23 protein-coding genes and 1 other annotated feature are annotated in these 26,705 nt (G+C 39.3%); of the genes, 15 read left to right on the top strand and 8 right to left on the bottom strand.

Going from position 1 to position 26,705, the window contains the following annotated elements:
* Window positions 1–85 precede the first annotated feature (85 nt).
* Entirely contained in the window at window positions 86–2,974 is a 2,889-nt protein-coding gene (locus K5Q34_RS07600) for an SEC10/PgrA surface exclusion domain-containing protein (RefSeq protein ID WP_221864791.1), read from the top strand.
* A gap of 415 nt (window positions 2,975–3,389) precedes the next feature.
* On the opposite strand, the gene K5Q34_RS07595 is transcribed toward K5Q34_RS07600, so the two are convergent.
* From K5Q34_RS07595 to K5Q34_RS07585, 3 genes are all read right to left on the bottom strand, one after another.
* On the bottom strand, window positions 3,390–5,969 hold the full coding sequence (locus K5Q34_RS07595; protein WP_221864790.1) for a YfhO family protein: 2,580 nt from the start codon (window positions 5,967–5,969) through the stop codon (window positions 3,390–3,392).
* Window positions 5,970–6,005: 36 nt separating this feature from the next.
* Complete coding sequence (locus tag K5Q34_RS07590; protein ID WP_012775415.1) at window positions 6,006–7,628, bottom strand: ABC-F family ATP-binding cassette domain-containing protein; 1,623 nt, start codon at window positions 7,626–7,628, stop codon at window positions 6,006–6,008.
* A gap of 64 nt (window positions 7,629–7,692) precedes the next feature.
* Window positions 7,693–8,565 (bottom strand): YitT family protein, encoded by an 873-nt coding sequence (locus K5Q34_RS07585; RefSeq protein WP_024407761.1) that lies wholly within the window; start codon window positions 8,563–8,565, stop codon window positions 7,693–7,695.
* A gap of 101 nt (window positions 8,566–8,666) precedes the next feature.
* Window positions 8,667–8,873, top strand: a binding site (T-box leader).
* 46 nt (window positions 8,874–8,919) lie between these two features.
* Between K5Q34_RS07585 and trpS the strand changes: the two genes are divergently transcribed.
* Window positions 8,920–9,945 (top strand): tryptophan--tRNA ligase, encoded by a 1,026-nt coding sequence (gene trpS, locus K5Q34_RS07580; RefSeq protein WP_172114819.1) that lies wholly within the window; start codon window positions 8,920–8,922, stop codon window positions 9,943–9,945.
* Between the two features lie 229 nt (window positions 9,946–10,174).
* Window positions 10,175–11,656, top strand: coding sequence for an IMP dehydrogenase (gene guaB / locus K5Q34_RS07575; protein WP_029186220.1), 1,482 nt, complete (start codon window positions 10,175–10,177; stop codon window positions 11,654–11,656).
* Window positions 11,657–11,726: 70 nt separating this feature from the next.
* On the opposite strand, the gene recF is transcribed toward guaB, so the two are convergent.
* Both recF and yaaA read right to left on the bottom strand, forming a co-directional pair.
* Window positions 11,727–12,821: a DNA replication/repair protein RecF gene (gene recF, locus K5Q34_RS07570; protein ID WP_105153126.1), complete on the bottom strand. Its 1,095-nt coding sequence runs from the start codon at window positions 12,819–12,821 to the stop codon at window positions 11,727–11,729.
* A 2-nt stretch (window positions 12,822–12,823) separates the two neighbouring features.
* The gene (gene yaaA, locus K5Q34_RS07565) at window positions 12,824–13,207 is read right to left on the bottom strand and encodes a S4 domain-containing protein YaaA (RefSeq protein WP_029186223.1); all 384 of its coding nucleotides are present in this window, start codon (window positions 13,205–13,207) and stop codon (window positions 12,824–12,826) included.
* A gap of 73 nt (window positions 13,208–13,280) precedes the next feature.
* On the opposite strand from yaaA, the gene yfmF reads away from it, so the two are divergent.
* From yfmF to K5Q34_RS07510, 11 genes are all read left to right on the top strand, one after another.
* Window positions 13,281–14,534: an EF-P 5-aminopentanol modification-associated protein YfmF gene (gene yfmF, locus K5Q34_RS07560; protein ID WP_172114821.1), complete on the top strand. Its 1,254-nt coding sequence runs from the start codon at window positions 13,281–13,283 to the stop codon at window positions 14,532–14,534.
* Entirely contained in the window at window positions 14,531–15,814 is a 1,284-nt protein-coding gene (gene yfmH / locus K5Q34_RS07555) for an EF-P 5-aminopentanol modification-associated protein YfmH (RefSeq protein WP_172114823.1), read from the top strand. Before yfmF ends, yfmH begins: the two co-directional genes overlap by 4 nt.
* An 81-nt stretch (window positions 15,815–15,895) precedes the next feature.
* Window positions 15,896–16,750, top strand: a complete 855-nt coding sequence (rodZ, locus tag K5Q34_RS07550) for a cytoskeleton protein RodZ (protein ID WP_044683083.1) — start codon at window positions 15,896–15,898, stop codon at window positions 16,748–16,750.
* Window positions 16,751–16,769: 19 nt separating this feature from the next.
* Window positions 16,770–17,309: a CDP-diacylglycerol--glycerol-3-phosphate 3-phosphatidyltransferase gene (gene pgsA / locus K5Q34_RS07545; protein WP_105119838.1), complete on the top strand. Its 540-nt coding sequence runs from the start codon at window positions 16,770–16,772 to the stop codon at window positions 17,307–17,309.
* Entirely contained in the window at window positions 17,309–18,145 is an 837-nt protein-coding gene (locus tag K5Q34_RS07540) for an energy-coupling factor ABC transporter ATP-binding protein (RefSeq protein ID WP_029171263.1), read from the top strand. The genes pgsA and K5Q34_RS07540 overlap by 1 nt, the downstream gene beginning before the upstream one ends.
* The gene (locus tag K5Q34_RS07535; protein ID WP_172114825.1) at window positions 18,121–18,963 is read left to right on the top strand and encodes an energy-coupling factor transporter ATPase; all 843 of its coding nucleotides are present in this window, start codon (window positions 18,121–18,123) and stop codon (window positions 18,961–18,963) included. Before K5Q34_RS07540 ends, K5Q34_RS07535 begins: the two co-directional genes overlap by 25 nt.
* A complete protein-coding gene (locus tag K5Q34_RS07530; protein ID WP_024384289.1) occupies window positions 18,956–19,750 on the top strand; it encodes an energy-coupling factor transporter transmembrane protein EcfT in 795 nt (264 codons plus the stop codon). The genes K5Q34_RS07535 and K5Q34_RS07530 overlap by 8 nt, the downstream gene beginning before the upstream one ends.
* Window positions 19,751–19,881: 131 nt before the next feature.
* The gene (locus K5Q34_RS07525) at window positions 19,882–20,442 is read left to right on the top strand and encodes a LysM domain-containing protein (RefSeq protein WP_044670100.1); all 561 of its coding nucleotides are present in this window, start codon (window positions 19,882–19,884) and stop codon (window positions 20,440–20,442) included.
* Window positions 20,443–20,563: 121 nt separating this feature from the next.
* Window positions 20,564–21,946: a HAMP domain-containing sensor histidine kinase gene (locus K5Q34_RS07520; RefSeq protein ID WP_202846889.1), complete on the top strand. Its 1,383-nt coding sequence runs from the start codon at window positions 20,564–20,566 to the stop codon at window positions 21,944–21,946.
* Window positions 21,943–22,611 carry a response regulator transcription factor gene (locus K5Q34_RS07515; protein ID WP_105134420.1) on the top strand — a complete coding sequence of 223 codons (669 nt, stop codon included), beginning with the start codon at window positions 21,943–21,945 and terminating at the stop codon, window positions 22,609–22,611. Before K5Q34_RS07520 ends, K5Q34_RS07515 begins: the two co-directional genes overlap by 4 nt.
* A gap of 111 nt (window positions 22,612–22,722) precedes the next feature.
* Window positions 22,723–23,328 carry a DUF3642 domain-containing protein gene (locus K5Q34_RS07510; RefSeq protein WP_172114829.1) on the top strand — a complete coding sequence of 202 codons (606 nt, stop codon included), beginning with the start codon at window positions 22,723–22,725 and terminating at the stop codon, window positions 23,326–23,328.
* Window positions 23,329–23,368: 40 nt separating this feature from the next.
* Here the strand turns inward: K5Q34_RS07510 and sdaAA are convergent, their stop codons facing one another.
* Both sdaAA and sdaAB read right to left on the bottom strand, forming a co-directional pair.
* A complete protein-coding gene (sdaAA, locus tag K5Q34_RS07505; protein WP_172114831.1) occupies window positions 23,369–24,241 on the bottom strand; it encodes an L-serine ammonia-lyase, iron-sulfur-dependent, subunit alpha in 873 nt (290 codons plus the stop codon).
* Between the two features lie 12 nt (window positions 24,242–24,253).
* Window positions 24,254–24,925, bottom strand: a complete 672-nt coding sequence (sdaAB, locus tag K5Q34_RS07500; RefSeq protein WP_105114085.1) for an L-serine ammonia-lyase, iron-sulfur-dependent subunit beta — start codon at window positions 24,923–24,925, stop codon at window positions 24,254–24,256.
* Between the two features lie 218 nt (window positions 24,926–25,143).
* Here sdaAB and mnmA point away from each other — a divergent pair, with 218 nt between their 5' ends.
* The gene (gene mnmA, locus K5Q34_RS07495; protein ID WP_221864789.1) at window positions 25,144–26,268 is read left to right on the top strand and encodes a tRNA 2-thiouridine(34) synthase MnmA; all 1,125 of its coding nucleotides are present in this window, start codon (window positions 25,144–25,146) and stop codon (window positions 26,266–26,268) included.
* Between the two features lie 42 nt (window positions 26,269–26,310).
* Here the strand turns inward: mnmA and K5Q34_RS07490 are convergent, their stop codons facing one another.
* Entirely contained in the window at window positions 26,311–26,700 is a 390-nt protein-coding gene (locus K5Q34_RS07490; protein WP_172114835.1) for a nuclear transport factor 2 family protein, read from the bottom strand.
* Window positions 26,701–26,705 lie beyond the last annotated feature (5 nt).

The raw sequence follows: 26,705 nt of genomic DNA, 5'->3' as shown, positions 1-26,705 counted from the left end.
AAGCGAATATTTTTGTAAAATAGCTTTTAAATGCTATAAAATATGGTATAATATCTTTAAAAAGCTATTTAGGAGTTTATATATTATGCTTAAATCTAACATCCATGGTCATGGAACCATTAAGAAATTGCGTACTGGTGCGGTTGTATCTGTATTGACTACTTCAATGCTAGTAGGTGGGGTAGTGAGTGCTGAGGAGGTTGTTACTGGTACTGAGTCTACTTCGGTTGAGGTGGTTGCCGAGTCTGGTGCAAGTGAAGGAGTTGTTGAAACTAAGGTAACTGATGCTCAGGTGTCTGAAGCCAAGGCTGAAGCAGACCAAGCTAACCAAGCGGTTACAGAGCAAGAAGCAGTTGTAGGTGGTTTAGAAGAAACTATTGCTACGGGTGAATCTACGGTTTCTGATTTGAATACTCAAATTGAAGAAGCTAATAAGGTCACACCAGAGGTAGTAGCAGATGCTAAAACTGATGCCGATGCTAAGTCTGATGCGTTGGTTACAGCTAATGAAACTGTAGAGACTGCTAAAAATTCTGCAAATGCAACAGCAGTGGCGGTAACTGTTCAAGAGGGTGTTGTATCTGATGCTGATGCTAATGCTCAAAAAACTGCAAGTGCGGTTGCCGATGCCGAGAAGAAAGTAGCAGACCTTTCAGGTACTACGGATACAACTCAACTTCAGAAGGATGTAGATACTCTTACTGAAGCTGTTGCTAAAGATACTACTGACTTAGCAGAAGCTAAACAGGCTCTTGAGTCTGCACAGTTGGCTGAAACCGACAAGGCTCAAGCTATCGCAACTCAAGAAGGGGTAGTAGCGTCTAAGGAAGCTGATGTTGACTCAACTGCAAATGCTTTGGCAAATGCAACTAAAGCTAAGTCAGACGCCGATAAAGAAGTATCTACCACTAAATCAGCTCTTGATACTGCCAAGGCGGGTACTACTGTAACTGAAACTGTTCAGGTTGGTACTAAGACTAAGACTACTGGCGGTACGTCTACATTAAATACTGGTGTTGCTCAGTCAGGTCGCTTCTCGGGTGTAAATGGTGTTGTAACCAACTCAGATTATCTGAAGGCTATTCAAAACTACGCTAATGGTACAGGAACAATTGCCGATATTGAGTCTGCTCTAGCTAAAGGAATTTCTTATCAGAGCGGAGGCTCTACTGTTTCTGTTAAAGTGAACGTTCGTGACTTGTTGGCATCGCCAACTGTTGCAGAGTTCCAATCTTGGACTGAGAATCTTCGTTACTCTTTCTCAGATACAGATAACTCTACTCTTGTAAAGGTTCATGACCTTACAGAAGAGCAACGCACAGACTTGAGCCTTTTCTATGCCTCATTGGTTAATGAATTACGTTCTAAACTAGGTACTCCTTTGTTGGATGTAACCAAGTCTAGTGTGTCAGTAGCAAACAGTACTACAGATGCTTTGTTTAATGGTATGTTTGCTAATTACCAAGGTATGACTCATGACCAGCTTGTTGCTAGTGGTTTCTTTACAAAAGCTACTGGAACAATTAATGATGTTACAGTTATTGCTAAAAGTATTGCAAATAACGAAAACACTACAATCATTAACAATATTGCAAATATCGCTCAATTTGATGATAGAGATGCAACTGTTTCTACAATGGCAGAGTTGAAGTCTATGGTAGTGGCAGCGGTAGGTCATCAGTTGTATCGCCCTCTTTACAATATTGTAAATGGTGTTGGAAACAACTCTGATTTTTCTACAGCCCTTAAGGTGTTGGGTCTTGTAGAAGGTGAAAGTTCTGTAGGGGTATCTTTAGATGTATTGTCATTCAAGGACGGTCATGGGGAACGTGTACCTAAGGTTGTTGTTACATTTAGCGATACTGTAGGTACCCCAATTGTTAATAAGTATTCAACAGTAACAGGTGGTACTACAACAACTACCCCTATTTACGAAACAGTAACTAAAACAGTAGTAGACGAATCAGCAGTCGCAGCAGCTCAATCAGCTTATGATACTGCTTTGGCTAATGCCCAAACAGCAAATGTAGCTTACCAAAATGCAAATACTGCATACGTTAATGCACAACAAGCCCTTGCAGATGCTCAAAAACAACTTTCTGACTTGAAGTCAGGTACAGTAGATATTCCTGCTCTTGAGCAAGCAGTAAAAGATGCTGAAACTCAACTTGAAAAAGACCAAGCATCCTTGCAGTCTGCTAAGGAAACTCTTGCCGTAGCTAAGGCTAGTGCTATCGATAAGGCTAACGCCCTTTCTAAAGCTAAAGCTGAACTGGTAGAGGCTCGCTCAGCAGATGAAAAAGCCCAAGGGGTACTTGCACAAGAAAAAGAAACTCTGGAAGTGCTTAAGAAGGCTGACCAGGTTGCACAACTTACCCTTACTGATGCTATTGCTAAACAAAGCACAGCTAAATCTGACTCTGAAAAAGCTACTGCTAAGTACAATGAACTTGCTAAGGCTTTGGTTGACAAGGGTGCAGTTCTTACAGTCTTGACTGCTAAGCTTACTGAAGCTAATCAAGCCCTTGCAGTTGCTCGTGCAGAGTATGAGACTGCTAAGGAGTTACTTGCAACCCTTAAAGCTAATGCAACTGAGAAAACTGCTCGCTACGAAGAGTTGGCTAACCTGAAGGCGGAACAAGACCGTGCTGAGGCTGAGGCTAAACGCTTGGCTGAGTTGAAGGCTAAGGCTGAAGCTATCAACAATGCAGGCGGTATTGCTACCCCAGTACTAGATGCTAACGGGGTAGTTATTGACTACGTTGATGGGAAGAAAGCAACATCTGTAGTGCATACTAAAATTGGAAAACAAGCTGGCATAACGCAGGTTGGTGACAAAATTACTTATTCACGTGTTGAACGTGCTAAGATCTTGCCAAACACAGGGGAGCAAACAAGTTTGTTGGCACTCGCAGGTGTGTCAGTATTATCTAGCCTTGGTCTTGCAAGTGCAAGAAGACGCAAACAAGGATAGATGGCTAAAATGAAAAAATCTTCTTACTTATTGTAGGAAGATTTTTTGGATTCCTAAAAATTTCGGAAAGACTACGCTATTCCAACAATTTTTAGGAATGTTAATAGAATTTTAAATTTTTTAGTTACTCCGAAATGCTTCTTTGTCAAAACTTGGTCAGACTGTATTTTTATAAAAATTCTGCATAATTTAGGAAATACATAAATATTTTATAAAATTTCATGTGGTCAAAATTTGGTCAAATTCCTTCTTTTCATTACTCCATAGATAAGTGACAAACCCTTGATTATCGCTATTTTTGTTATCTATTTTAACTTATTTTAACGTACAATTATCTGTTGGCGGAGTAGATAAAGCATAGGAAACCTTGAGAAATCAAGGTTTTTTGTTGTTTACAAGAAAAAACCGAGAAAGTTTAGGATTCTCGGTTCTTAGAATAATAGTATCTAATGAATTGATAGGAGAAAAATACAAAAACTGCACCAAAAGAAATCAGTAAACCTAGATAGAAACCATTTGGTATAAAGGTTAAAACTAGTTTAGTTTGACCTGGACTTACATCTACTTTCATAAAACCCTCTTGCGCTTTTTGGATTTTGATAGGTTTACCATCAATGGTTGCATTCCATCCTTTATCATAGGGTAAAGTAAGGAGGAGCGAGGCTTCTTTATCGGTTACAAAATCAACGGTTACTTTATTACTATCAGTTTTTGTTACTACTTGTTTTTCTTGGAGAATGGAAATAGCCTGTTGGAAAGCTAATAAGTCCAATCGATAAAATTGTGGTTTATCAAAAGAAACTTGATTATTTTCAGGAAAATATACATCGACTTGAACTTGTACATCTGTAGTAAAGCTCCCCACATTGAAGAAAGAGAAAGCATTATCTAGTGTAAACTCACTTGACTGATTATTGACAGTAATGACAACCTTTTTTTGATTCTCATTTGAGAATGTTAAATTTGGCAAATTTAAGTATACTTGGCTATTTGCAGGTATATTTACTAAGAAAGTTGCTTTTGCAGCATCCTCATTGTCAACTTTATTGACAGTCATTCGATTGCTCAGTTCAACTGTATTTTGTGAAACAACATCTGATAAAGTGTGGTAGTATTTTTGAGATAACCCTGTTAGTTGATTAAGAAAATTTGTTTGATTATCGAGAGTCAGATTTGTAAAATTGACATCTTTGTAAATCCCTTCAGTCAATAGGGCTAACCCTAGATTAAAACTATTTTCGTAAAGATTAATAGTAGACTGACTCTGATTCAGTGTGAAACCAAACTTATTTGGGTCCGTAGTAGCTAAATTATATTTGATTCCGAATAGGCTATCAGCAATAATTGTATTATTCTGATAACGAAGATTCAAATTGGTACCGTCTGAACGGAAACCGAGCTTATCTAGTACTGAGCTGGAAGCACGATTTCGAATGGAGGAGAATTGAGAAATACCGTTGTAATTGAATTTCATGCTATCATTGCCAGTTTGTGGTAATAGACGTTCTATACGATAAAATGAATCAGTTGTAGTCTTTGTAGACTTTACAATACTGTCAATATCTGTCAATTTTTCTTCATAGTTTGATCGGCTAGGGAAATGCCATTCATCAGAAATCCCCTGAACCTGATAATGACTATGTAATCCAAGTTCTAAGAAAGTGAAGAACAATAAAACAATATTAATCCATTTTAAGGATGATTTATAGTGAATCATTGCTACAAAAAGAATGAAGTAGGCTATTAGAAATTCTAGTGTGAGTAGGAAATTTACATCCATTAGAAACTCATAATGATCTCTAAAAATAAAGGTAGAAGCAAAGCAAATGAGTAAAAATGAAACAATCAGAGTAAAATTTTTAATACTTACTTGACGTAGTCGTACCAATGTCTCTGCTGCTAAATAGATAACGGTTATTGATAGAGCCCATGCATAACGATAGAGGAACATGTTTGGCGCATGCATACCTTGCCAAAAAAGATTGAGTGGTTGTAAGTAGAAACTTGAAATAATGAATGTAAAGAATAGAGCATAGGAGAGTTTGACAGTTGGTTTTATTTCTTTTAATGTAAAGAATAATAAAGCGAGTATTAGTGGAACGAGACCAACAGAGATCATGGGAATAGAACCGAATTTTGTTGTATCAAAGCTACCAACTAAGTTTTTTGCAAAGAAGTCCAGATACCAAGAGTCTTCGGTTTTTAGGTTGACAATTTTTGTAAATGTTTCACCATGAGTTTTTAAATCCAAGTAGGTTGGTAACAACATGAACATGCTGCTTAGAGCAGATAAAATTGACACTATTGTAAAGTTGATAAATCTTTTGATTCTCTGACTATTTATCCATGATAATTGAACCAATGTCCATAATGTTAGAAAAATAGCCACCATATACCCGAAGTAATAGTTTTGGATAAACAAGCATGTTAATGTTATGTAGTAGAGAATCGGACCCTGTTTTTTTAATAATCGATGCAATCCAAGAAGAACGAGTGGGAGGAGTATAAAAACGTCTAGCCAGTTGTTTATTTCTAATTGACTTGTACTAAAACTCATCAGAGAAAAACTAGTAGCGAGTAATAGTGCCCATTCTTCTTTCAAATTTTTATGGATACCCTTTAGGCTGACATAAGTTGACAACCCAGTCAATCCAAATTTGACAATAGTGACAAGATAGATAGCGTCAGGCATGGATTGTAAATCAAAGAAAAAGACAATTGGAGATAGGAATGAACCTAGGTAATAGGAGGATAGGGCATAAAAATTGAGTCCTAAACCACTTGAAAATGTGTAAAATAAAGAGCCGTCTCCGTGTAAAGTATTTCGTAATGTTTGATTAAAAATAACATACTGGTGGAAGCCATCACTGGCCAATATTGTTGTATCACTTCCCCACCAGATTCCTTGAAATGCTAAGACGATAGAAATAATAGTCAGCGGAATAAGGAAAGAGAAGAGATAATAAATGGATGTTTTTGTAAATATTTTTTTCATAGATTTAAAAGAAAAGGCGAATAAATCGCCTTTTTATTATGCTTTCCAAAGTTCTTGTACTTTAGCCTGTACTTCAGCATTTTCCAAGAATTCATCATAAGTTTCGTCGATTCGATCGATAACACCGTTTTTAGAAATGACGATGATATGGTTTGCTAAAGTTTGAATAAATTCGTGGTCGTGGCTGGCAAAGATGATGGACTCTTTAAAAGCTTTCAAACCATCGTTCAGACTGGAAATTGACTCCAAGTCCAAGTGGTTGGTTGGATCATCTAAGACCAAGACATTTGACTTGAGGAGCATGAGTTTTGACAACATCACGCGCACTTTTTCGCCCCCTGACAAGACGTTTACAGGTTTGTTAACCTCATCACCCGAGAAGAGCATACGTCCCAAGAAACCGCGCAAGAAGGTATTGTCATCTTCTTCCTTGCTGGCAAATTGACGGAGCCAATCAAGGATAGATTCGTTTGTATCGAAGTCACGAGTATTGTCTTTTGGTAAGTAGGATTGACTAGTAGTGACACCCCACTTGACAGTACCTTCATATTCAATATCGCCCATAAGAGCACGAATGAGAGCAGTTGTTTGGATGTCGTTTTGACCAATAAGAGCAGTCTTGTCACCTGGACGCAGGATAAAGCTGATATTGTCAAGAATCGTTTCACCATCGATGACAACTTTTAAGTTTTCAACTGTTAGGAGGTCATTACCGATTTCACGTTCTGATTTGAAGTTGATAAATGGGTACTTACGGCTAGAAGGAATGATTTCTTCCAACTCGATTTTGTCCAACATCTTCTTACGTGAAGTAGCTTGCTTAGACTTAGAGGCATTAGCAGAGAAACGGGCAACGAATTCTTGTAGTTCCTTGATTTTTTCTTCTGCTTTGGCATTACGGTCAGCTTGTAGTTTAGCTGCTAATTCACTGGATTGTTTCCAGAAGTCGTAGTTACCAACGAAAATCTTGATTTTACCGAAGTCTAGGTCGGCCATATGGGTACATACTTTGTTTAAGAAGTGGCGGTCGTGGGACACGACGATAACCGTATTTTCAAAGTCAATCAAGAAATCTTCGAGCCAGTTGATGGATTGGATGTCGAGACCGTTGGTTGGCTCGTCCAAAAGAAGAACGTCAGGCTTACCAAAGAGGGCCTTAGCTAAGAGAACCTTAACCTTCTCACCGTTGGTCAATTCGCTCATGTTTTGGTAGTGGAGGTCTTCTGAAATGTTGAGGTTTTGGAGCAATTGAGAAGCTTCACTTTCAGCTTCCCAGCCACCAAGTTCAGCAAACTCACCTTCTAATTCAGCAGCACGAACACCATCTTCATCAGAAAAATCTTCCTTCATGTAAATGGCATCTTTCTCTTTCATTATGCTGTAAAGTTGCTCGTTCCCCATGATAACGACGTCAATCACGCGCTCATCTTCATAGTCGAAATGGTTCTGACGTAGCACAGAAAGGCGTTCGTCTGGTCCAAGTGAAATATGACCTGTTGATGGCTCGATGTCACCAGCAAGAATTTTTAAAAATGTAGATTTACCGGCCCCGTTTGCACCAATCAAACCGTAGGTATTTCCTGCTGTAAATTTGATATTGACATCGTCAAATAATTTGCGGTCGCTAAAGCGAAGCGACACGTCTGATACTGTAAGCATAGTTTCTCCTCTATTTCTGTCTATTAGTTTTATTGTACTAGAAAGAACTTGAATTTTCAATGAATTACATTGGAATCAAAATATCTTCATCATAATGTTTATGGTCTTTTTGAAGACTGAAGCCACGTCCACGCACCTGACTCGCAGGCATAACAACCATAAAGGCAGTTTCATCAATTTCTAATACCGCTGTCTCCAGTTTTTGCATTTCTGGGATAGAGATGGTGGTCATCAACATGCGCTTGTCAACCCCTGTAAAGCCACCGATAATTGGGAGCTCTGTCACACCGCGATCAGCAACTTTTGTGATGTAGTCTTTTATTTCTTCTGATTTTTGAGAAATAATCATGACATTTCGAGAAGATTGGTTACCAGACATCATGCGGTTGACAATATAAGTAATGGTCATTAGGGCAATAATCGAGTACATAACAGTATCAGTATCGAAGGCAATAAATCCAAGACCAACGATAATACCATCAATAATAGCCATTGTCAGACCTAATGATAAAGGGGTGTACTTGTGAATAAATTGAATAAGAATACCTGTCCCACCAGTAGAAGAATTTCCAAGGAAAACAAGACCAAGTCCAAAACCTAGGATAATTCCACCGAAAATAGCAGCTAGGAGAGGATTTTCTGTCAAGTTGGGTAAACCTGCTGTCAACTTGATGCAAAGAGGATAAATGACAGCACCATAGACAGTTTTGATAAATACAGATTTTCCTAAGAAAAACCAACAGATGATTAATAAAGGGATGTTACAGTAGAGGACAAAGTCAGACGGACTCCACCCCAGAAGAGCATTGAGTGCGATTGCTAAACCTCCGACACCACCAGATACGATATTATTCTCTAGAAAAAAACTGTTAAATCCAATGGCCATGACAACTGATCCGAGTGTGACAGAGATAAAGTCCTTTATACGTTCTTTCATATATTCTCCTTGGTTAGTGTTATAAAAGCAATTTCTATTATCCCTAATTTAGACAGTATCGTCAAGGCTTTGTCAGCTTGACTTTCTAATTTTTTGCGGTTATAATAGGAATCAATCAGAAGAGTAGTAAGTGGATAATTTTTAGAGAGTTTGTGGTTGGTGGAAACAAACAAGAGTCGCTTATGAATGGACTGAGTGAATAGAATCTGAATAAATAAGGATTCGGCTAGCAGGCCTTATGTGCAAAAAGATGTAAGCTTATTTAATGCTTATAAGTGAGGTGGCACCGTGTCCTTGACGCCCTCGCACAGTTTTCTGTGCGTGGGCTTTTATTATGTAAAAGGAGAATATTTTATGAGTAAACCGATTATCCTAACAGGAGACCGTCCAACAGGCAAATTACATATTGGACATTATGTTGGTTCGTTGAAAAATCGTGTTTTATTACAGGATGCAGGTCAACATGAACTTTTTGTCTTTTTAGCAGACCAACAAGCGTTGACAGACCATGCCAAAGAACCGCAAAAGATTGTTGAATCCGTTGGAAACGTAGCACTAGATTATCTAGCGGCAGGACTTGATCCAGCTAAGACAACGATTTTCATCCAGAGTCAAATTCCTGAATTGGCAGAGTTGACCATGTACTACTTGAACTTGGTATCTGTTGCACGTCTAGAACGCAATCCAACTGTAAAAACCGAGATTGCTCAGAAGGGATTTGGCGAAGGAATTCCAGCTGGTTTCTTGGTCTATCCTGTGTCTCAAGCGGCGGACATTACAGCCTTCAAGGCAAATTTTGTCCCTGTTGGAAATGACCAGAAACCGATGATTGAGCAGACTCGTGAAATCGTTCGTAGCTTTAACCATGCTTACCAGACTGATATTTTGGTAGAGCCGGAGGGCATTTATCCTGAAAATGAGGCAGCTGGTCGCTTACCAGGTTTGGACGGTAATGCTAAGATGTCTAAGTCACTCGAAAATGGGATTTACTTGGCAGATGACATGGATACGCTCAAGAAGAAAGTCATGTCCATGTACACTGATCCCAACCACATCCGTGTTGAAGACCCAGGTAAGATTGAAGGAAACATGGTTTTCCACTATCTTGACGTTTTTGGGTGCGAAGAAGATAAGGCTGAGATTGAGGCTATGAAGGAGCACTATCAACGTGGTGGTTTGGGCGATGTGAAGACCAAACGTTATTTGCTGGACATTTTAGAGAGAGAATTAGGACCAATCCGTGAACGCCGTCTGGAGTTTGCACAGGATATGGGACAGGTCTATGCAATGTTGGAAGCAGGTAGCCAAAAAGCTCGCCAAGTTGCTGCGACAACTCTTGACCAAGTGAAATCTGCTATGGGAATTAACTATTTTAAATAAGGTTAACAATAAAAGAGCAATGTTGAGAAAACGTTGCTTTTTTCATTTGTTTTACGACGCAGCAAAAAACAAACGTTCGAATTTCTAAAAGAAATAAGGAATGAATTTTCTGAATTATTATTGTTTCTTATTTTAAAGCGAATAATATTTGACAAATGATTTCAAAATGTTATCATAAATAAAATAATTATAGCGATAGCTAGTAAGAAAAAAAGAAAAGAGGAAGAAAATGTCAAACTGGGACACTAAATTTTTGAAAAAAGGCTTTACCTTTGATGATGTATTACTTATTCCGGCTGAAAGTCATGTATTACCGCATGATATTGATTTAAAAACGCAATTAGCACCAAATTTGACCCTTAATCTTCCGATTATTTCTGCTGCCATGGACACTGTAACAGATAGTAAAATGGCTATTGCAATGGCACGTGCAGGTGGCTTGGGTGTCATCCACAAGAATATGTCCATAGCAGAGCAAGCTGAAGAAGTGCGTAAGGTAAAACGTTCTGAAAATGGTGTTATTATCGATCCATTCTTCTTAACTCCTGAGCACACAATCGCAGAAGCTGAGAAGTTGATGGCTACTTATCGTATTTCCGGTGTGCCAATCGTTGAAACATTGGAAAATCGTAAATTGGTTGGTATTATCACCAACCGTGATATGCGTTTCATTTCAGATTACTCACAACCAATTTCGACAAACATGACAAGTGATGAATTGGTGACAGCGCCAGTTGGAACAGACTTGGCGACTGCAGAGGCTATTCTTCACAAGCATCGTATTGAAAAATTGCCATTGGTTGATGAAAATGGTCGTTTGTCAGGCTTGATTACCATCAAAGATATTGAGAAAGTGATTGAGTTCCCAAATGCTGCGAAGGATGAATTTGGTCGTCTCTTGGTTGCGGGTGCTGTTGGTGTTACATCTGATACTTTTGAACGTGCAGAAGCCCTTTTTGAAGCGGGTGCAGACGCGATTGTCATCGATACAGCTCATGGTCACTCAGCAGGTGTTCTTCGTAAGATCAAAGAAATCCGTGACCACTTTCCAACTCGTACCTTGATTGCCGGCAACATTGCCACAGCTGAAGGAGCTCGTGCTCTTTATGAAGCTGGTGTTGATGTTGTCAAGGTCGGTATTGGCCCAGGTTCAATCTGTACAACACGTGTCATTGCAGGTGTTGGTGTACCACAAGTGACAGCTATCTATGATGCAGCTGGTGTTGCGCGTGAATATGGTAAAACCATTATCGCTGACGGTGGTATCAAGTATTCAGGAGATATTGTCAAGGCACTTGCAGCTGGTGGTCATGCCGTTATGCTTGGTTCTATGTTTGCAGGAACGGATGAAGCACCAGGTGAGACAGAAATCTTCCAAGGTCGTAAGTTCAAGACCTATCGTGGTATGGGCTCTATCGCTGCCATGAAACAAGGTTCAAAAGACCGTTACTTCCAAGCATCTGTAAATGAAGCAAACAAACTTGTTCCAGAAGGAATTGAAGGACGTGTAGCCTATAAAGGTTCTGTTGCAGATATGATTTTCCAAATGGTTGGTGGACTTCGCTCAGGTATGGGTTATGTAGGTGCTGGTAACTTGAATGAATTGCATGAAAATGCTCAGTTCATCGAAATGTCAGGTGCTGGTTTGAAAGAAAGCCATCCACACGATGTTCAAATTACAAACGAAGCTCCAAACTATTCAGTACAGTAAACAAAAACAAGACCCTCTTGACAGGGTCTTTACTTTTTTGTAAATTTTATTGACAACAGTGTAAATAATCTTATTCTGATTCAGTAACCTTACCAGACTCAATATGGAATATTTTTAAACTATCAGGTAGCTTATGTAAATGGTCTAAAGATGTCGTTGTAATAAATGTTTGAATCGTATCTGTAATAGTTTCTAGTAGCTTGATTTGACGATTATTATCCAGCTCACTCATAACATCATCTAAGAGTAGAATTGGGTATTCTCGTGTGACCTCCTTCATCAGCTCGATTTCAGCCAGTTTGAGTGACAGAACGAGACTGCGGTGCTGACCTTGACTACCATAATGGGCATTCATTCCATTTATAAAGAAAGCTACATCATCTCGATGTGGTCCAACTCCTGTATTTTTCTTAAATAAATCACGTTTGCGACACCTTTCTAATTCCGTCAAGAATATGTCAATTAAATTGACAGAAGTAGTAAACTTAATTGAGGATTGATATTCGATAGTTAGTTCCTCTCTCTTATCTGAAATATCTTGAACTTTTCTATTTCCGAATTCCTCTAATTTCTTTAGAAAGTCAATACGATGTTGGATAACACGACTACCATATTCAGCAAGTTGCTGATCTAACACGGATAGGAAGTTCTCATCAATCTTATCTGTAGATTTGAGGTAAGTATTTCTTTGTTTTAAAACGTGGTTATAATTCGATAGGTCAGAGAGATAGAGTGGTTTGATTTGCCCGAGCTCGACATCGATGAACTTTCTTCTCAAAGCAGGGGCACCTTTTATCAGCTGTAAATCTTCTGGAGCAAATAGGACGACGTTCATATGTCCAATGTAATTAGAAAGTTTTGCTTGTTTGAGATGGTTGACCTTGGTCACTCGCCCCTTATCTGTCAAGTGAATGTCAAGTGGAACTTTACCGCTTGCGCGATGGAGTAAACCCGAAATAGATAATTCCTTTTCTTGAAACTGTAGTAGGTCCTTATCTGTTCGTGTTCGATGACTTCGTGTTAAAGCTAAAGCATAGATAGATTCTAGAATATTGGTTTTTCCTTGGGCGTTTTCGCCTAAAAAGACATTGAGCCCTTTGTGGAACTCAATATCTAATTGGTTGTAATTGCGAAAATGTTGTAACTCTAATCGTTCTAGCCACATGTCTACATACCAGGGAAACGAACAGGTTTTCTTTCAGTCTTTTTAGTTGCTTTTTTAGGAGTTTTTACCTGTTTCTTATTCTTTTTATTTTCTTGATTTAACTTTTTAACGATTGCAGCCACACGTTCTTTTTCAGCTTGATCTTCTTGGTGTTGCTGTATTTCTTCTGCACTAGGTGCGACGATTGTGATGCTGGTGTTGTGGTCTGGGAGTGTGATAACATCTCCGACACGGATTTTTTTACCGCGTCTTTTTTCATCCTCTCCATTGAAAAGAATGGTATTTTCTTCTAAAAATCCTTTAATGGCACCTCCTGAATGGAGAATACCAGTCGTTTTTAATAATGCTTGTAATGTGATGTAGTCATCAAATAATTTAAATTCCATAAGTCACCTCGTTACAGAATATTATATCACAAAATGGTATAATGGAAGGTACAATGTTTGAAAGAGGAAGAAGATGAAATTACAAGAGGGAGTAGATCTTCATTTTATTGATACAGATCAGTTTACGACAAATCGTATACGTATTCGCTTTGCAGCTGAAATGAGTGAGGCTACAGTTGCTGGTCGTGTGTTAGTTGCAAATGTTTTTGAAATGGGTAACCAAGAATTTCAGACTGCTCAGGCTGTTCGGAGAAGATTGGCAGAATTGTATGGTGCTCAGTTCTCGACCTCAGTTTCAAAACGTGGTAGGGTGCACTGTGTAGATGTGACAATTTCATATGTCAGTCCTCGTCACTTGCCAGAAAATGAGGATATTACAGTAGAGATTCTTGATTTTTTATACACGTGTATATTTAGACCACTGAAAAAGGGGCGAGGATTTGATAGTCAGATTTTCGAGGTTGAAAAAACGAATTTAATCAATTTTCTTCAGTCAGAGATAGAAGATAATTTTTATCATGCAGATGTTGAAATGAGTAAGCTTTTTTATAAAGATCCCTCTCTTCAAATTCCACGCGTCGGTAGGCTTGATTTGGTTGAAAAAGAAACAGCAGAATCAACCTTTCAGATTTATCGGAATATGTTGCGTATGGATAAAATTGATATATTTGTCTTAGGGAAGGTTGACAGAGAACAAGTAAAAAGAAAACTTGAAGATTTTGGTTTTACTTATAGAAATCCAAAATTAGAGTTAGAATATCATCAGGAATACTCAAACATAACGCAAGAAAAAATCGAGCGTAAACAGGCAAGGCAGTCCATTTTGGAATTGGCATATCATTTACAGGTGGTTTACAACGATGTAAACTATCCAGCTTTGATGGTATTTAATGGTCTACTAGGTGCTTTCTCCCATTCGAAATTATTTATGAATGTTCGTGAGAAAGAAAGTTTGGCCTATACAATTGGAAGTCAGGTCTCTATTTTTTCAGGAATGCTGAAGGTCTATGCTGGAATTAGCCGCGAAAATAGACTCAGGGTAATGAAGTTAATTAGTAAACAACTACTTGATTTAAAATGTGGTAAATTTACAGAAGAAGAATTAGAGTTGACAAAAAACATGTTGATTCATTCGGCAACCTTGGCTCAGGATAGGCAGAATAATTTGATAGAACAAGTATATAATCAAGTTACCTTAGGAAATAGAAATTTAAGTTGGCTAGATTGGATTGAGGCTATCAAATCGGTATCAATAGACGATGTCATTCGAGTAGGACAGATGATTAATTTACAGGCTGTTTACTTTATGGAGGGGACAGAAGAATGAAGTTAATTGAGAAGAAGTATCCTTACATGAAAGAATCTGTCTTTTATGGGAAAGTTGACAATGGGTTGACAGTTGTTTTACTTCCTAAAGTAGATTTCCATGAGACATATGGAATTCTAACGACAAATTTTGGGGGTATTCATACTCGATTTACATTGGCTAATGGTAATAGTGTTGTTTATACTGCAGGGATTGCACACTTTTTAGAACATAAGCTGTTTGAAACTGAGAATGAAGAGGATATTATGAATGAGTTTGCTAAATTGGGAGCAAGCGCAAATGCTTATACCAGTTTTAGACAGACTAGTTACTTATTTTCAACGACTCAGAAAGTATTGGAGTCTCTATCACTTTTACAATCTTTTGTTCGAGAACCGTATTTTACAGAAGACAATGTAGAAAGAGAACAGGGGATTATTGAACAAGAAATTGAGATGTATCAAGATGATGCAGATTATCGCTTGTTTACGGGAATTTTATCATCGCTTTATCCAGAAAGTCCTTTGGCCTATGATATAGCAGGGACAGTTGAATCAATTGCTGCAATTACTGCGGATGATTTATATGAGAATTTTGATGTGTTTTATCATCCAAGTAACATGAATTTATTCGTTATTGGTAATTTTGATTTAGAGGCAGTTTGGAAACAAATTTCAAGCTATCAAGTAGCTCAGATGGATAATCCAGCTCAGTCGTTTGAATTGGAAGGTGTCCAAAAGTTGCCGATACAGGAGCATCTCTCAGAACAATTTGAAGTATCTACCCCAAAATTGGCTGTTGGTTTACGGGGAAATGACGAGGTTGATAAGGAGACTATTCAGAAATATCGGCTCAGTTTACAATTTTTATTTGCCATGTTGTTTGGTTGGACTTCAAAACGATACCAACAGTTATACGAGCAGGGAAAAATTGATTCTTCTTTCCAGTTCCAATTAGAGGTTACACCTGAGTACCACTATTTGATTATCTCGGGAGATACTCAAGAACCCATTACGCTTTCTAGTATACTGATGAAAGCACTTAGGAAATTTGAGGATGATGCAGATGTGACAGAGGATCATTTACAATTGTTGAAAAACGAGATGTATGGAGATTTTATTCGTAGCTTAAATTCTCTTGAGTTTACAGCTAGTCACTTTGTTTCTCAGTATTCAGAATATGAAAATGTTTTTGATATACCTCAAATGATACAGGAACTACAGTTAGATGACATCAGAGAGGCAGGTCGTCGCTTTATTGATCACTGTGATATGACAGATTTCACGATTTTTCCAAAATAAGTGGGCGCAACCCGTCGAAATTTCCTTGGAATTTTGTTAGAATAGTATACTGTACATGATGAGCGATAGAGAGAGGGTATTATGAGACAAAAGAGTATAGGGGAAGTACTTAGAACAGCTAGAGAAGGACGGGGTTGGACATTCGTTGATTTGCAACGGATAACAAAAATCCAAGCTAAATATTTGCAGGCACTTGAGTACAATGATTTTGATTTTATTGCAAACTCAGATGATGTTCATTCTATTTTAAGAGCATATGCTGAGGCTTTGGAATTAGATGCAGATGTCCTACTGGATGCTTACGAGACCAATAGTTTAGTGAAATATTATGAAGATGGAGAAGAAGAACTCCGATCTTCAGAATTGAAAAGAAGCTATAAGGTTCGTAAACGTAAAAAGAACTCTTATCTTCCGTTGATTTACTTATTACTTGCTACGGGTTTGATTATTATTTTTGTGACTTATATTGTTCATAGCAGGCTCCAAAATAGAGCATCTATTACGCCTACTACAACGTCATATAGTATAGTTGAGCAATCTGTATCTGAAGCAAGTAGTGGCACAGAGACGAGTTCTACTGAGCAGGCGCAGTCAAATTCAACGAGTTCAAGTAGTTCCGCTACAGAAAATGTGACTATTTCAGGATCAGGTTCTAACATTGTTGCGACCCTTAAAACAGTGACTTATCCAGTAGAAGTAACTGTAACAGCAAAAAATACAACGAGTTGGATCAGCCTTTCTGACACCTTGTTAGAGGGGGGCGTTACACTAACACCTGATAATCCAACAGTAACTACTACTATTGAAGAAGGAGTGACTTCTACTACACTTGTTCTTGGTGTTGTCAAAGGAGTAGAGGTAAGTGTAGGTGGTCAAAAGCTAGATCTATCAGCTCTGACAGCCGATACAGGGGCGGTCACTTTAAATTTTGAATAAGGGCAATAAAGGTATTAGAATGAAAAAAGAAAATATTCCCAATGCATTGACGATAGGTAGGATTTTGGTAATCCCAATTTTTATCTTGTTACTGACCGTTTGGGATTCAACAATTAGTCATGTGTTGGCAGCGCTTATTTTTGCATTAGCTAGTATTACGGATTATCTAGACGGCTACTTGGCTCGTAAATGGCAGGTTGTAACAAACTTTGGAAAATTTGCGGATCCGATGGCAGATAAGATTTTGGTGATGACAGCGTTTATCATGCTTGTAGAGCTTGGATTTGCCCCAGCTTGGGTAGTTGCAATTATTATTTGTCGTGAATTGGCAGTGACAGGTCTTCGTCTACTCTTGGTGGAAAATGGAGGAACAGTTCTAGCTGCGGCTATGCCAGGAAAAATCAAAACATTTTCACAGATGTTTTCAGTTATTTTCCTGCTCTTACACTGGAACGTTGTGGGGCAAATAACACTCTATATTGCACTTTTCTTCACCCTATATTCAGGTTATGATTATTTCAGGGGTGCCTCTTACTTATTCAAAGATACTTTTAAATGATGACAAATATTATCGAAGTAAAAAATCTTAAATATAAATACGACCAAGAGGATGAACGCTATACCCTAAATGATGTCTCGTTTCACGTGAAACAGGGAGAATGGTTGTCTATTATTGGACATAATGGTTCGGGTAAATCAACAACAGTCCGTTTGATTGATGGTTTGTTGGAAGCTGAATCAGGTGATATTTATATTGACGGTGATGCCTTAACCATTGATAATGTATGGGATAAGCGACGCTTGATTGGTATGGTTTTTCAAAATCCAGATAACCAATTTGTGGGCGCTACAGTTGAAGATGATGTTGCATTTGGTTTAGAGAATCAGGGAATCCCTTTGGAGGAGATGCGTAGTCGAGTTGACGAAGCTTTGGAATTGGTTGGAATGACTGATTTCAAAACACGTGAGCCTGCTCGTTTATCTGGTGGTCAGAAGCAGAGGGTGGCGATTGCTGGAGTGGTTGCCTTACGTCCAAAAATTATTATTTTGGATGAGGCTACGTCTATGTTGGATCCAGAAGGTCGTCTCGACTTGATTAAGATTGTCCGTGAAATTAAGGATCGTCATGGTATGACGGTTATCTCTATAACACATGATTTGGATGAGGTTGCATTGAGTGACCGAGTTATCGTGATGAAAAATGGACAGGTTGAATCAATTAGCACTCCAAATGAACTATTTATGCGAGAAGATTTGGTAGATTTAGACTTGGATAGACCATTTACGACAGAACTGGCTTCATCTTTGCGCCAGACTGGACTTGATTTACCGCTCCGCTATTTTACAGAGGAAGAATTAGAGGAAACTTTATGGGAATTGATCTCCAAGAAGTAAGCTATACCTATCAAGCTGGCACTCCTTTTGAGGGGCGTGCGCTTTTTGGTGTGGATTTGGAGATTGTTGATGGCTCTTACACGGCCCTTATTGGGCATACGGGTTCGGGCAAATCAACGATTTTACAACTCTTGAATGGATTAAATGTACCAACAGAAGGAAGAGTAGTCATTGATGATGTTGTGATTACAGCAACGTCTGAAAATAAGGATATTAAGCAAGTAAGGAAGAAAGTGGGGCTGGTGTTCCAATTTCCTGAAAGTCAAGTGTTTGATGAGACAGTTTTGAAAGATGTTGCTTTTGGTCCACAAAATTTCGGAGTTTCTCAGGAAGAGGCTGAAACGATTGCGCGTGAAAAGTTGGCCTTGGTTGGAATTGATGAAAGCTTGTTTGAGCGTAGTCCTTTTGAACTATCTGGTGGTCAAATGCGTCGGGTGGCTATTGCTGGGATTCTGGCAATGGAACCAAGTATCTTAGTTTTGGATGAACCAACAGCTGGCTTGGACCCTGCGGGTCGTCAGGAATTGATGGATATTTTCAAAAAGCTTCATGAATCAGGCATGACAATCGTTTTGGTAACTCATTTGATGGACGATGTGGCTAACTATGCTGATTTTGTTTACATTATGGAAAAGGGAAAGCTGGTCCGTTCTGGTAAACCAGTTGATCTTTTTCAAGAGGTAGATTTTTTAGAGAGTATTCAGTTGGGAGTGCCTAAGATTACTAAGTTTGCAGCTAATTTGGAGAGAAGAGGCTTTGTATTTGAACGTCTTCCTATTACAATTGAAGAATTTACGGGGATGGTGACACATGGATAAATTAATTTTAGGTCGCTATATTCCTGGGGATTCAATTATTCATCGCTTGGATCCAAGAAGTAAGCTTTTAGCAATGTTTGGATTTCTATTGATGATTTTTTGGGCCAATAATTTGGTCACCAATGCCTTGTTGATAGCATTTGTTTTAGGAATGGTTGTTTTATCTCGTATTCGCTTATCATTTTTTATTAATGGTTTGAAACCGATGATAGGAATTATTCTATTTACAACTTTCTTTCAGGTTTTCTTTACATCTGGAGCGACACTTTTATGGGAGTTTTGGATTTTTAAATTATCAGTTGAGGGTTTGCAACAGGCGGCGATTATTTTTGTTCGCTTTGTTTTGATTATTTTCTTCTCAACCCTATTGACCTTGACGACGACACCCCTTAGCTTGGCAGATGGTATTGAATCAGGTCTTGCACCTTTGAAGAAATTTAAAGTTCCTGTGCATGAAATTGGTTTGATGTTGTCCATGAGCTTGCGTTTTGTACCGACCTTGATGGATGATACCACTCGGATTATGAATGCTCAGAGAGCTCGTGGAGTGGACTTTAATGAGGGAAATCTTATTCAGAAGGTAAAGTCAGTTATTCCTATTTTGATTCCTTTATTCGCATCAAGTTTTAAGAGGGCAGATGCTCTTGCAACGGCGATGGAGGCGCGTGGGTATCAAGGCGGAGATGGGAGAACCAAGTATCGGATTTTGGAATGGAAGTTAGCAGATACGTTAGCAATTTTAGTTATGTTAGCTTTAGCTGGACTCTTATTTATATTGAAAAAATGAGTAAAAAACGCTAGAAATAGCGTTTTTATTGTCTAATCTCAATTTGTCTGTAATATTTGTAACAATTTCACAAAGTCTAAGTAATAGTTAGAGGGTATGATAGACACATGACAGAAAGGAATGTGACTATTATGAACATTACATTAAAGAAAAACTTAAAAACAACTATTGCTGGTTTGGTAGCGGGAATCTCCCTTTTGACTGCGGGTGTAGTCAGTGCAGAAACCTATACTGTAAAGTCTGGTGATACCCTGTCTGAAATTGCTGAAACACACAATACTACTGTTGAAAAATTAGCAGAGCAGAATAAGATTACCAACTTAGATTTTATCCATGTCGGTCAAGTTATCGAATTGGGTGATGTGACAGTGAAGACAGTAGAGAGTTCAGTTGAACAAGCTCAATCAACAACATCCTCAACTTCTACTGCAACAGCAACAACTAGCACCTATTCTTCAAACTTGAGTGCTGAAGATGCAGCAGCAAAAGAATGGATTGCAATGAAGGAATCAAGCGGTAGCTATGATGCCCGTAACGGTATCTACATTGGTCGTTACCAGTTGACAAATACTTACTTGAATGGTGATTACTCACCAGAAAACCAAGAGCGTGTAGCAGATGCTTATGTTGCTAGTCGCTATGGTTCATGGTCTGCAGCCAAGGCCTTCTGGTTGGCAAATGGTTGGTACTAAGATAAATTAGAAGAGGTCTAGCGCGATGCTAGACTTTTTTCTATTGTTGAAAGTTGTCTAGCTTTACAGATAGGGTTGTTTTGTTTATAATTGTGAAAAAATTGACTAGAAAAGAAGAACTATGAAATTACAAAAAAGAATTTTTCGATTAAATATGATTATGCTTATTTTTTCCTTGGTTGCTATGCTGGGGGTAAGTGTTTATGTGGTTAATAGTATTTATCGTAACCAAGAAACATGGCAGTCCACTAGCCAGAAGACAGCAAGTAGTCAACAGAGTTTGGAAAAATTTTCGGGATTAGATTTTGCAGTATTGGCAGATGAGTTAGCATCGAATGATGCACGACTCTATGTAGAAAGTAATGGTGTGGCTGTCTTTTCAAATCTGAAAGATGATGCGGATGAGATATTGGGAGTGACAGTATCATCAACCACTCACACCTCCTATGTAGATGGAGAAATTGTGATTAGCCGTAAACTCGCCACGGATGGGCAAGTTTATTATTTATATGCCTTGTTAGAAGATTTGGAAGACCAGCAAGAAAGCCAAGAATTTCAAGCCTTCCTGATACAGCTTTTGTTAGTTGGTGGAATAGGTATCGTGGTCGTAGTAGTGCTTAACTTCTTCTTTACTCGCCGTCTCCTAGATGTCATCATGCGTCCTTTGGAGGAATTGCACAGCGGTGTAGAACGTATCCAGCAGGGAGATTATACAGTACCTCTGACCTATCAAGGTGATAAGGAATTTGAAGAATTGACCCAAGGGTTCAATCAAATGCAGACTTCTTTGTTAGATGCCCGTGAGAAAAATCGACTGTATGAACAAAATCGAACCCAGATGGTCGCAGATATTTCGCATGATTTGCGGACTCCCTTGACTTCTATCAAAGGTTATGCCAAGGGAATTTTGGATGGTATTGCCAATACGGACGAAAAACGCAATCAGTATTTGACTGTTATCTATCAAAAATCTCAGGTGATGGAGAAATTACTGGAAAAATTATTTGCTTTTTCACAATTGCAGACAGATAAAATGCCATTTGATAAAGTCCAGCTTGATTTGGCTATCTTTTTACAGTCCTATGTAAGAGAGAAAGCTGAGGAATTAGTAGATGAGGATATTCGGTTTAGTTTGGAAGTATCAGATGGATTGCCAGTTGAGATTGATCCAATTCAATTTCGTAGAATTCTAGATAATTTGGTGGACAATGCACGAAAATATGCCGCTGTAAAGCCCCTGATAATCAGTATTACTGGACAAATGCAGGAGCAAGAAGTTGTTTGGACTTTTACAGATAACGGAAAAGGTGTAGCAAAGGATAGACTTGACTTGATTTTTGAAGAATTTTACAGGGAAGACGATACCAGACAGCAAGTAGAAGGTCATGGTCTGGGGTTAGCGATTGTAAAAAATATTATGGAGAGACTGGATGGTCAGGTATCTGTTGAGGCAACTCCAGGTCTTCGATTTATCTTTAGATTACCTAGAAAGGATACGAAATGACACGGATTTTAATCGCAGAAGATGATGTAGAGATTGCTTATTTGGAGCGAGATTATCTAGAAATGCAGGGCTACCAAGTAGATTTGGTACATGACGGTGGTCTTGTAGAGGACCAACTCAAAAAAGAGGATTATGCTCTTTTAATGCTGGATGTCATGCTCCCAAATAAAACTGGCTACGATCTTTGTCGTGATTTACGGGATAAGGTGGACTTCCCTATTTTGATGGTTACATCCAAGCAAGAAACTATGGACGTGGTGAGAGGGCTAGGTTTGGGAGCAGATGATTACATCAGCAAACCTTTTGATCCCATGGAGTTGGTGGCGCGTGTAAAGGCTCATTTGGCTCGCTACCAGCGTTTTCAAAAGGATAATGATCATAATGAATTAACAGTTGGGAATATGACTATTTTCTTGGATAATTGGAAAGTGACTTTGGATGGTCAGGAAATCAAATTGCCTAATCGTGAATTTGAATTGCTGGTTTATCTAGCAAAACACCCTAACCGAGTATTCTCTAAAGATCACTTGTTTGAAACCATTTGGGGATATGACTATGTTGGAGATAGTGCAACAGTTGCTGTTCATGTCAATCGGATCCGAGATAAATTGGGAGCGGATTTGATTGAGACTGTCTGGGGAGCAGGCTATCGTCTTAATGATTAATTTATAAGTGTTTAGAATTTGTTTAGAAAGTTTCTCTAAAGTGTTAAAACCTATCCTCTATAATAGACTTATCAGCAAGAGCTGAAGAAAACAAGTTAAAAAGAGGACAAAATGGAAAATAACAATCAACAACAAGAAATTATTGAAGTGGTAGAAAGTAAGAAAACAGGTGTCTGGGAATCAGTCAAACAGAAGGTTACAGGCATGAGTAAGAAATCGATTATCTTATTGTCGGTAGGTGCCTTGGCACTTGTGACGGCTGGTTTTGTCGTAGCAGAAGTCTATGAAAATAAACTAGAGGCATTAGGAGATCAAATTGAGCGACAAGTTGGAATTGCAGATGATGATGACAATCAACAGGTAATAGCACAAGCTAATGCATCATCAGCCTCATCAGTAAATACAACTTCTGCTAGTCAACTCGCAACAAGTTACGGTGTAAAGTTAGTTGAAACCTCTGAGCTAGATGGTACTTATACAGCAACATCTGGAAATGATACCTACACGTTGACTGTAAAAGGGAATCAAGCAACCTTGACAGAAGTTGACAAAGACGGAGATCAAGATATTGAACAAGTTATCTTTGATTTAGATAAAAAACTTGCCTACATTGATGGCGAAGCAGATAGTTATACCTTGAATGGTCCAACTCTTACTTTGACAGAAATTGATGCCAATGATACAACCTTAGAGAAACTAACATTCACGAAACAATAAGAAAAGGGACCGTTAAGGTCCTTTTTGGTTTACACTATTGTCAATCTTCTCCAAAAATTTCTTGAGCAAGGCGACGACCCGTCGGTGTAGCTGCAAGGCCACCTTCAGCAGTTTCACGGAAGGCAGTTGGGAGGACTGAACCAACTTGGTACATGGCATTGACAACTTCGTCAACGGGGATTTTGGATTCGATACCTGCTAGTGCCATATCGGCAGCAACCAAGGCGTAGCTTGCTCCCATTGCATTACGTTTGACACAAGGGACTTCTACCAGACCAGCGACGGGATCGCAAATCAGACCCAGCATATTTTTGATGACAAAGCAGATGGCTTGGCTGGCTTGGTAGGGAGTTCCACCTGCTGCAAGAGTTAATGCTGCGGCAGACATAGCAGAGGCAGATCCGACTTCTGCCTGACAGCCTCCTTCTGCACCTGAGATGGAGGCGTTGTTGGCGATAACTAGTCCAAAGGCTCCAGCTGTAAATAGGAAGTCAAGTTGCTGTTCTTCTGTCAAATTGAGCTTTTCAATAGCAACTCCTAGCACAGCTGGTAGACAGCCTGCAGATCCTGCTGTCGGAGTGGCACAGACTAAGCCCATTTTGGCATTCAATTCGTTGACAGCCATAGCATTTCTTGCTGCGGACAGGACAGCGGAATCTGACAGAGTTTTACCAGATTTCATATAGGCATCTAACTTGGCAGCATCGCCTCCTGTTAAACCAGATACGGATTTGCTTTCAGTAAGTCCATCTACGATGGAGGCTTTCATAACTGTCAAGTTTCTTGACATGATTGTCAAGATTTCTTCGCGGCTACGACCGGTCAATTCAATTTCAGTAGCGATCATGAGTTCAGCTACATTACCAGAAAAGTTGTCTGCTTGCTGAACTAATTCTTCGATAGTATAAAACATGGTTTCCTCTTTCTAGTTAAAGAAGGTGACATTATGCAAGTGGGGAATTTTTTCAATCTCTGCAATCGAATTTTCACACTGGCGAGCATCCACTTCGATAATCATAATGGCTTTTTCTCCAGCTTGTTCACGCGTCACGTTCATTTGGGCAATGTTGATATTGTATTTTGACAGGACATCTGTCACCTTTGCAATCATACCTGGGACATCCTGGTGAACAATGATAATGGTCGGTGTGTTCATGTTAAGGTTGACAGAAAATCCGTTGAGCTCGGTTACCTGGATATTGCCGCCGCCGATGGAAACGCCTGTAGCTGAGATGGATTTTTTATCGTTTTTTATGATGATTCTGGTGGTATTGGGATGGGGTGTATTACTATCCTTGTTGACACGCCAGTAAACCTTAATGCCTCGTTCCCTTGCAATATCAAGAGAGTCAGGAATGCGGGGATCATCCGTATCCATGCCCAGAATACCTGCTACCAAGGCTACATCCGTACCGTGACCACGATAGGTCTTGGCAAAGGAATTGTAGAGTTGAAATTCCACCTCTGTTGGCTCATCGCCGAAAATTGAAGATACAATTTTCCCAATTCGGACCGCACCAGCTGTGTGACTAGAAGACGGTCCAATCATAACCGGTCCAATGATGTCAAAGACCGATTGAAATTTTAAGTTTGTCATAGCTTTCCTCGCTTTTCATTCTTAGGTATATTATATCAAATTATCCTGTCAAGGAATATGCTAAGATGAATGGGTTTTCAATGCAAAATTCCTGTAGCTTCTCCCATTTGTGTGATATAATACAAGTTGTTCAAAATCGACCTTCAAATCGTTTTTTGGAAAAAATTTTGAAATACGACCTTCAAATCGTTATTTCTACGAAAAGATGGGAGAAGATTATGTCAACTGACAATTCTAAAACCCGTGTTGTTGTCGGTATGAGTGGCGGTGTGGATTCATCGGTTACGGCCCTCTTGCTCAAAGAGCAGGGCTACGATGTGATCGGCATCTTCATGAAAAACTGGGACGACACGGACGAAAATGGCTTCTGTACAGCAACAGAAGACTATAAGGACGTGGCTGCAGTGGCAGACCAAATCGGCATCCCTTACTACTCTGTCAACTTTGAAAAAGAGTATTGGGACCGCGTATTTGAGTATTTCTTAGCTGAGTATCGGGCTGGCCGCACACCCAATCCAGATGTCATGTGTAACAAGGAAATCAAGTTCAAGGCCTTCTTGGATTACGCTATGAACTTGGGGGCGGACTATGTGGCGACGGGCCACTATGCTCAGGTATCACGCGACGAGGACGGCACTGTTCACATGCTGCGTGGGGCAGACAATGGCAAGGATCAGACCTACTTCCTTAGCCAACTTTCACAGGAACAGTTGCAGAAAACCATGTTTCCGCTCGGCCATTTACAAAAGCCTCAGGTAAGGGAAATAGCAGAGCGAGCAGGCTTGGCGACAGCTAAGAAGAAAGATTCGACAGGCATCTGCTTTATCGGTGAAAAGAATTTCAAAGAATTTCTAGGGCAGTATTTGCCAGCCCAGCCCGGTCGGATGATGACGGTTGACGGTCGTGACATGGGAGAGCATACAGGCCTTATGTACTATACCATTGGCCAACGGGGCGGGCTTGGTATCGGAGGACAAATCGGTGGGGACAATGAGCCTTGGTTTGTTGTCGGAAAAGACCTGTCAAAAAACATCCTCTATGTCGGTCAAGGCTTCTATCATGAGTCCTTGATGTCAACTTCTTTACAGGCTAGTCAAGTACACTTTACACGTAATATGCCTGAAGAATTCACGCTAGAATGCACAGCTAAGTTCCGCTATCGTCAACCAGATAGTAAAGTAACTGTCAAGATAAAAGGTGACAAGGCAGAAGTTATTTTTGCAGAGCCACAACGAGCAATCACACCAGGACAAGCCGTTGTTTTCTACGACGGTCAAGAGTGTCTGGGTGGTGGCATGATCGACATGGCCTACAAAGATGGGGTGGCTTGTCAGTATATTTAATCAAAAATAAAAGCTTAGCACCCTCATGCTAAGCTTTTTATCTTATCCCCAGAAAGCATCTTCGGCTTTTTGGTCGGCTGAGAAGAGCCAAACTTCCTTGATTTTGCCATCTTCCATACGGAAAATATCGATGCCATTCATGTTTAGTTCTTCACCATCTGTTCGAGTACCGAGGAATGTTACGTTAGCGGCAACAAGAGTATCATTATCGGATACCCAGTTTGTCACTACTTTGAAAGTTCCATTTGTTTTTTCGGCGAAAGTTGCTAGATGTGCTCCGAGTACTTCCTTACCAATTTTAGCACCAGATGTTGAATGATTTCCGGGTTGATGCCAGATAATGTCATTAGCCATTGTTTCAAAAAGAGCTGCAAAATCACCAGCGATGAGAGCATTGTTATAGGCATTAAAAATTTCCAAGTTTGTTGACATTTGAT

The sequence above is a fragment of the Streptococcus sp. 2018110 genome, from assembly GCF_019754115.1.
GTDB classification, from domain to species: Bacteria; Bacillota; Bacilli; order Lactobacillales; family Streptococcaceae; genus Streptococcus; species Streptococcus hashimotonensis.
This window is presented reverse-complemented; position numbering and strand designations above follow the sequence as displayed.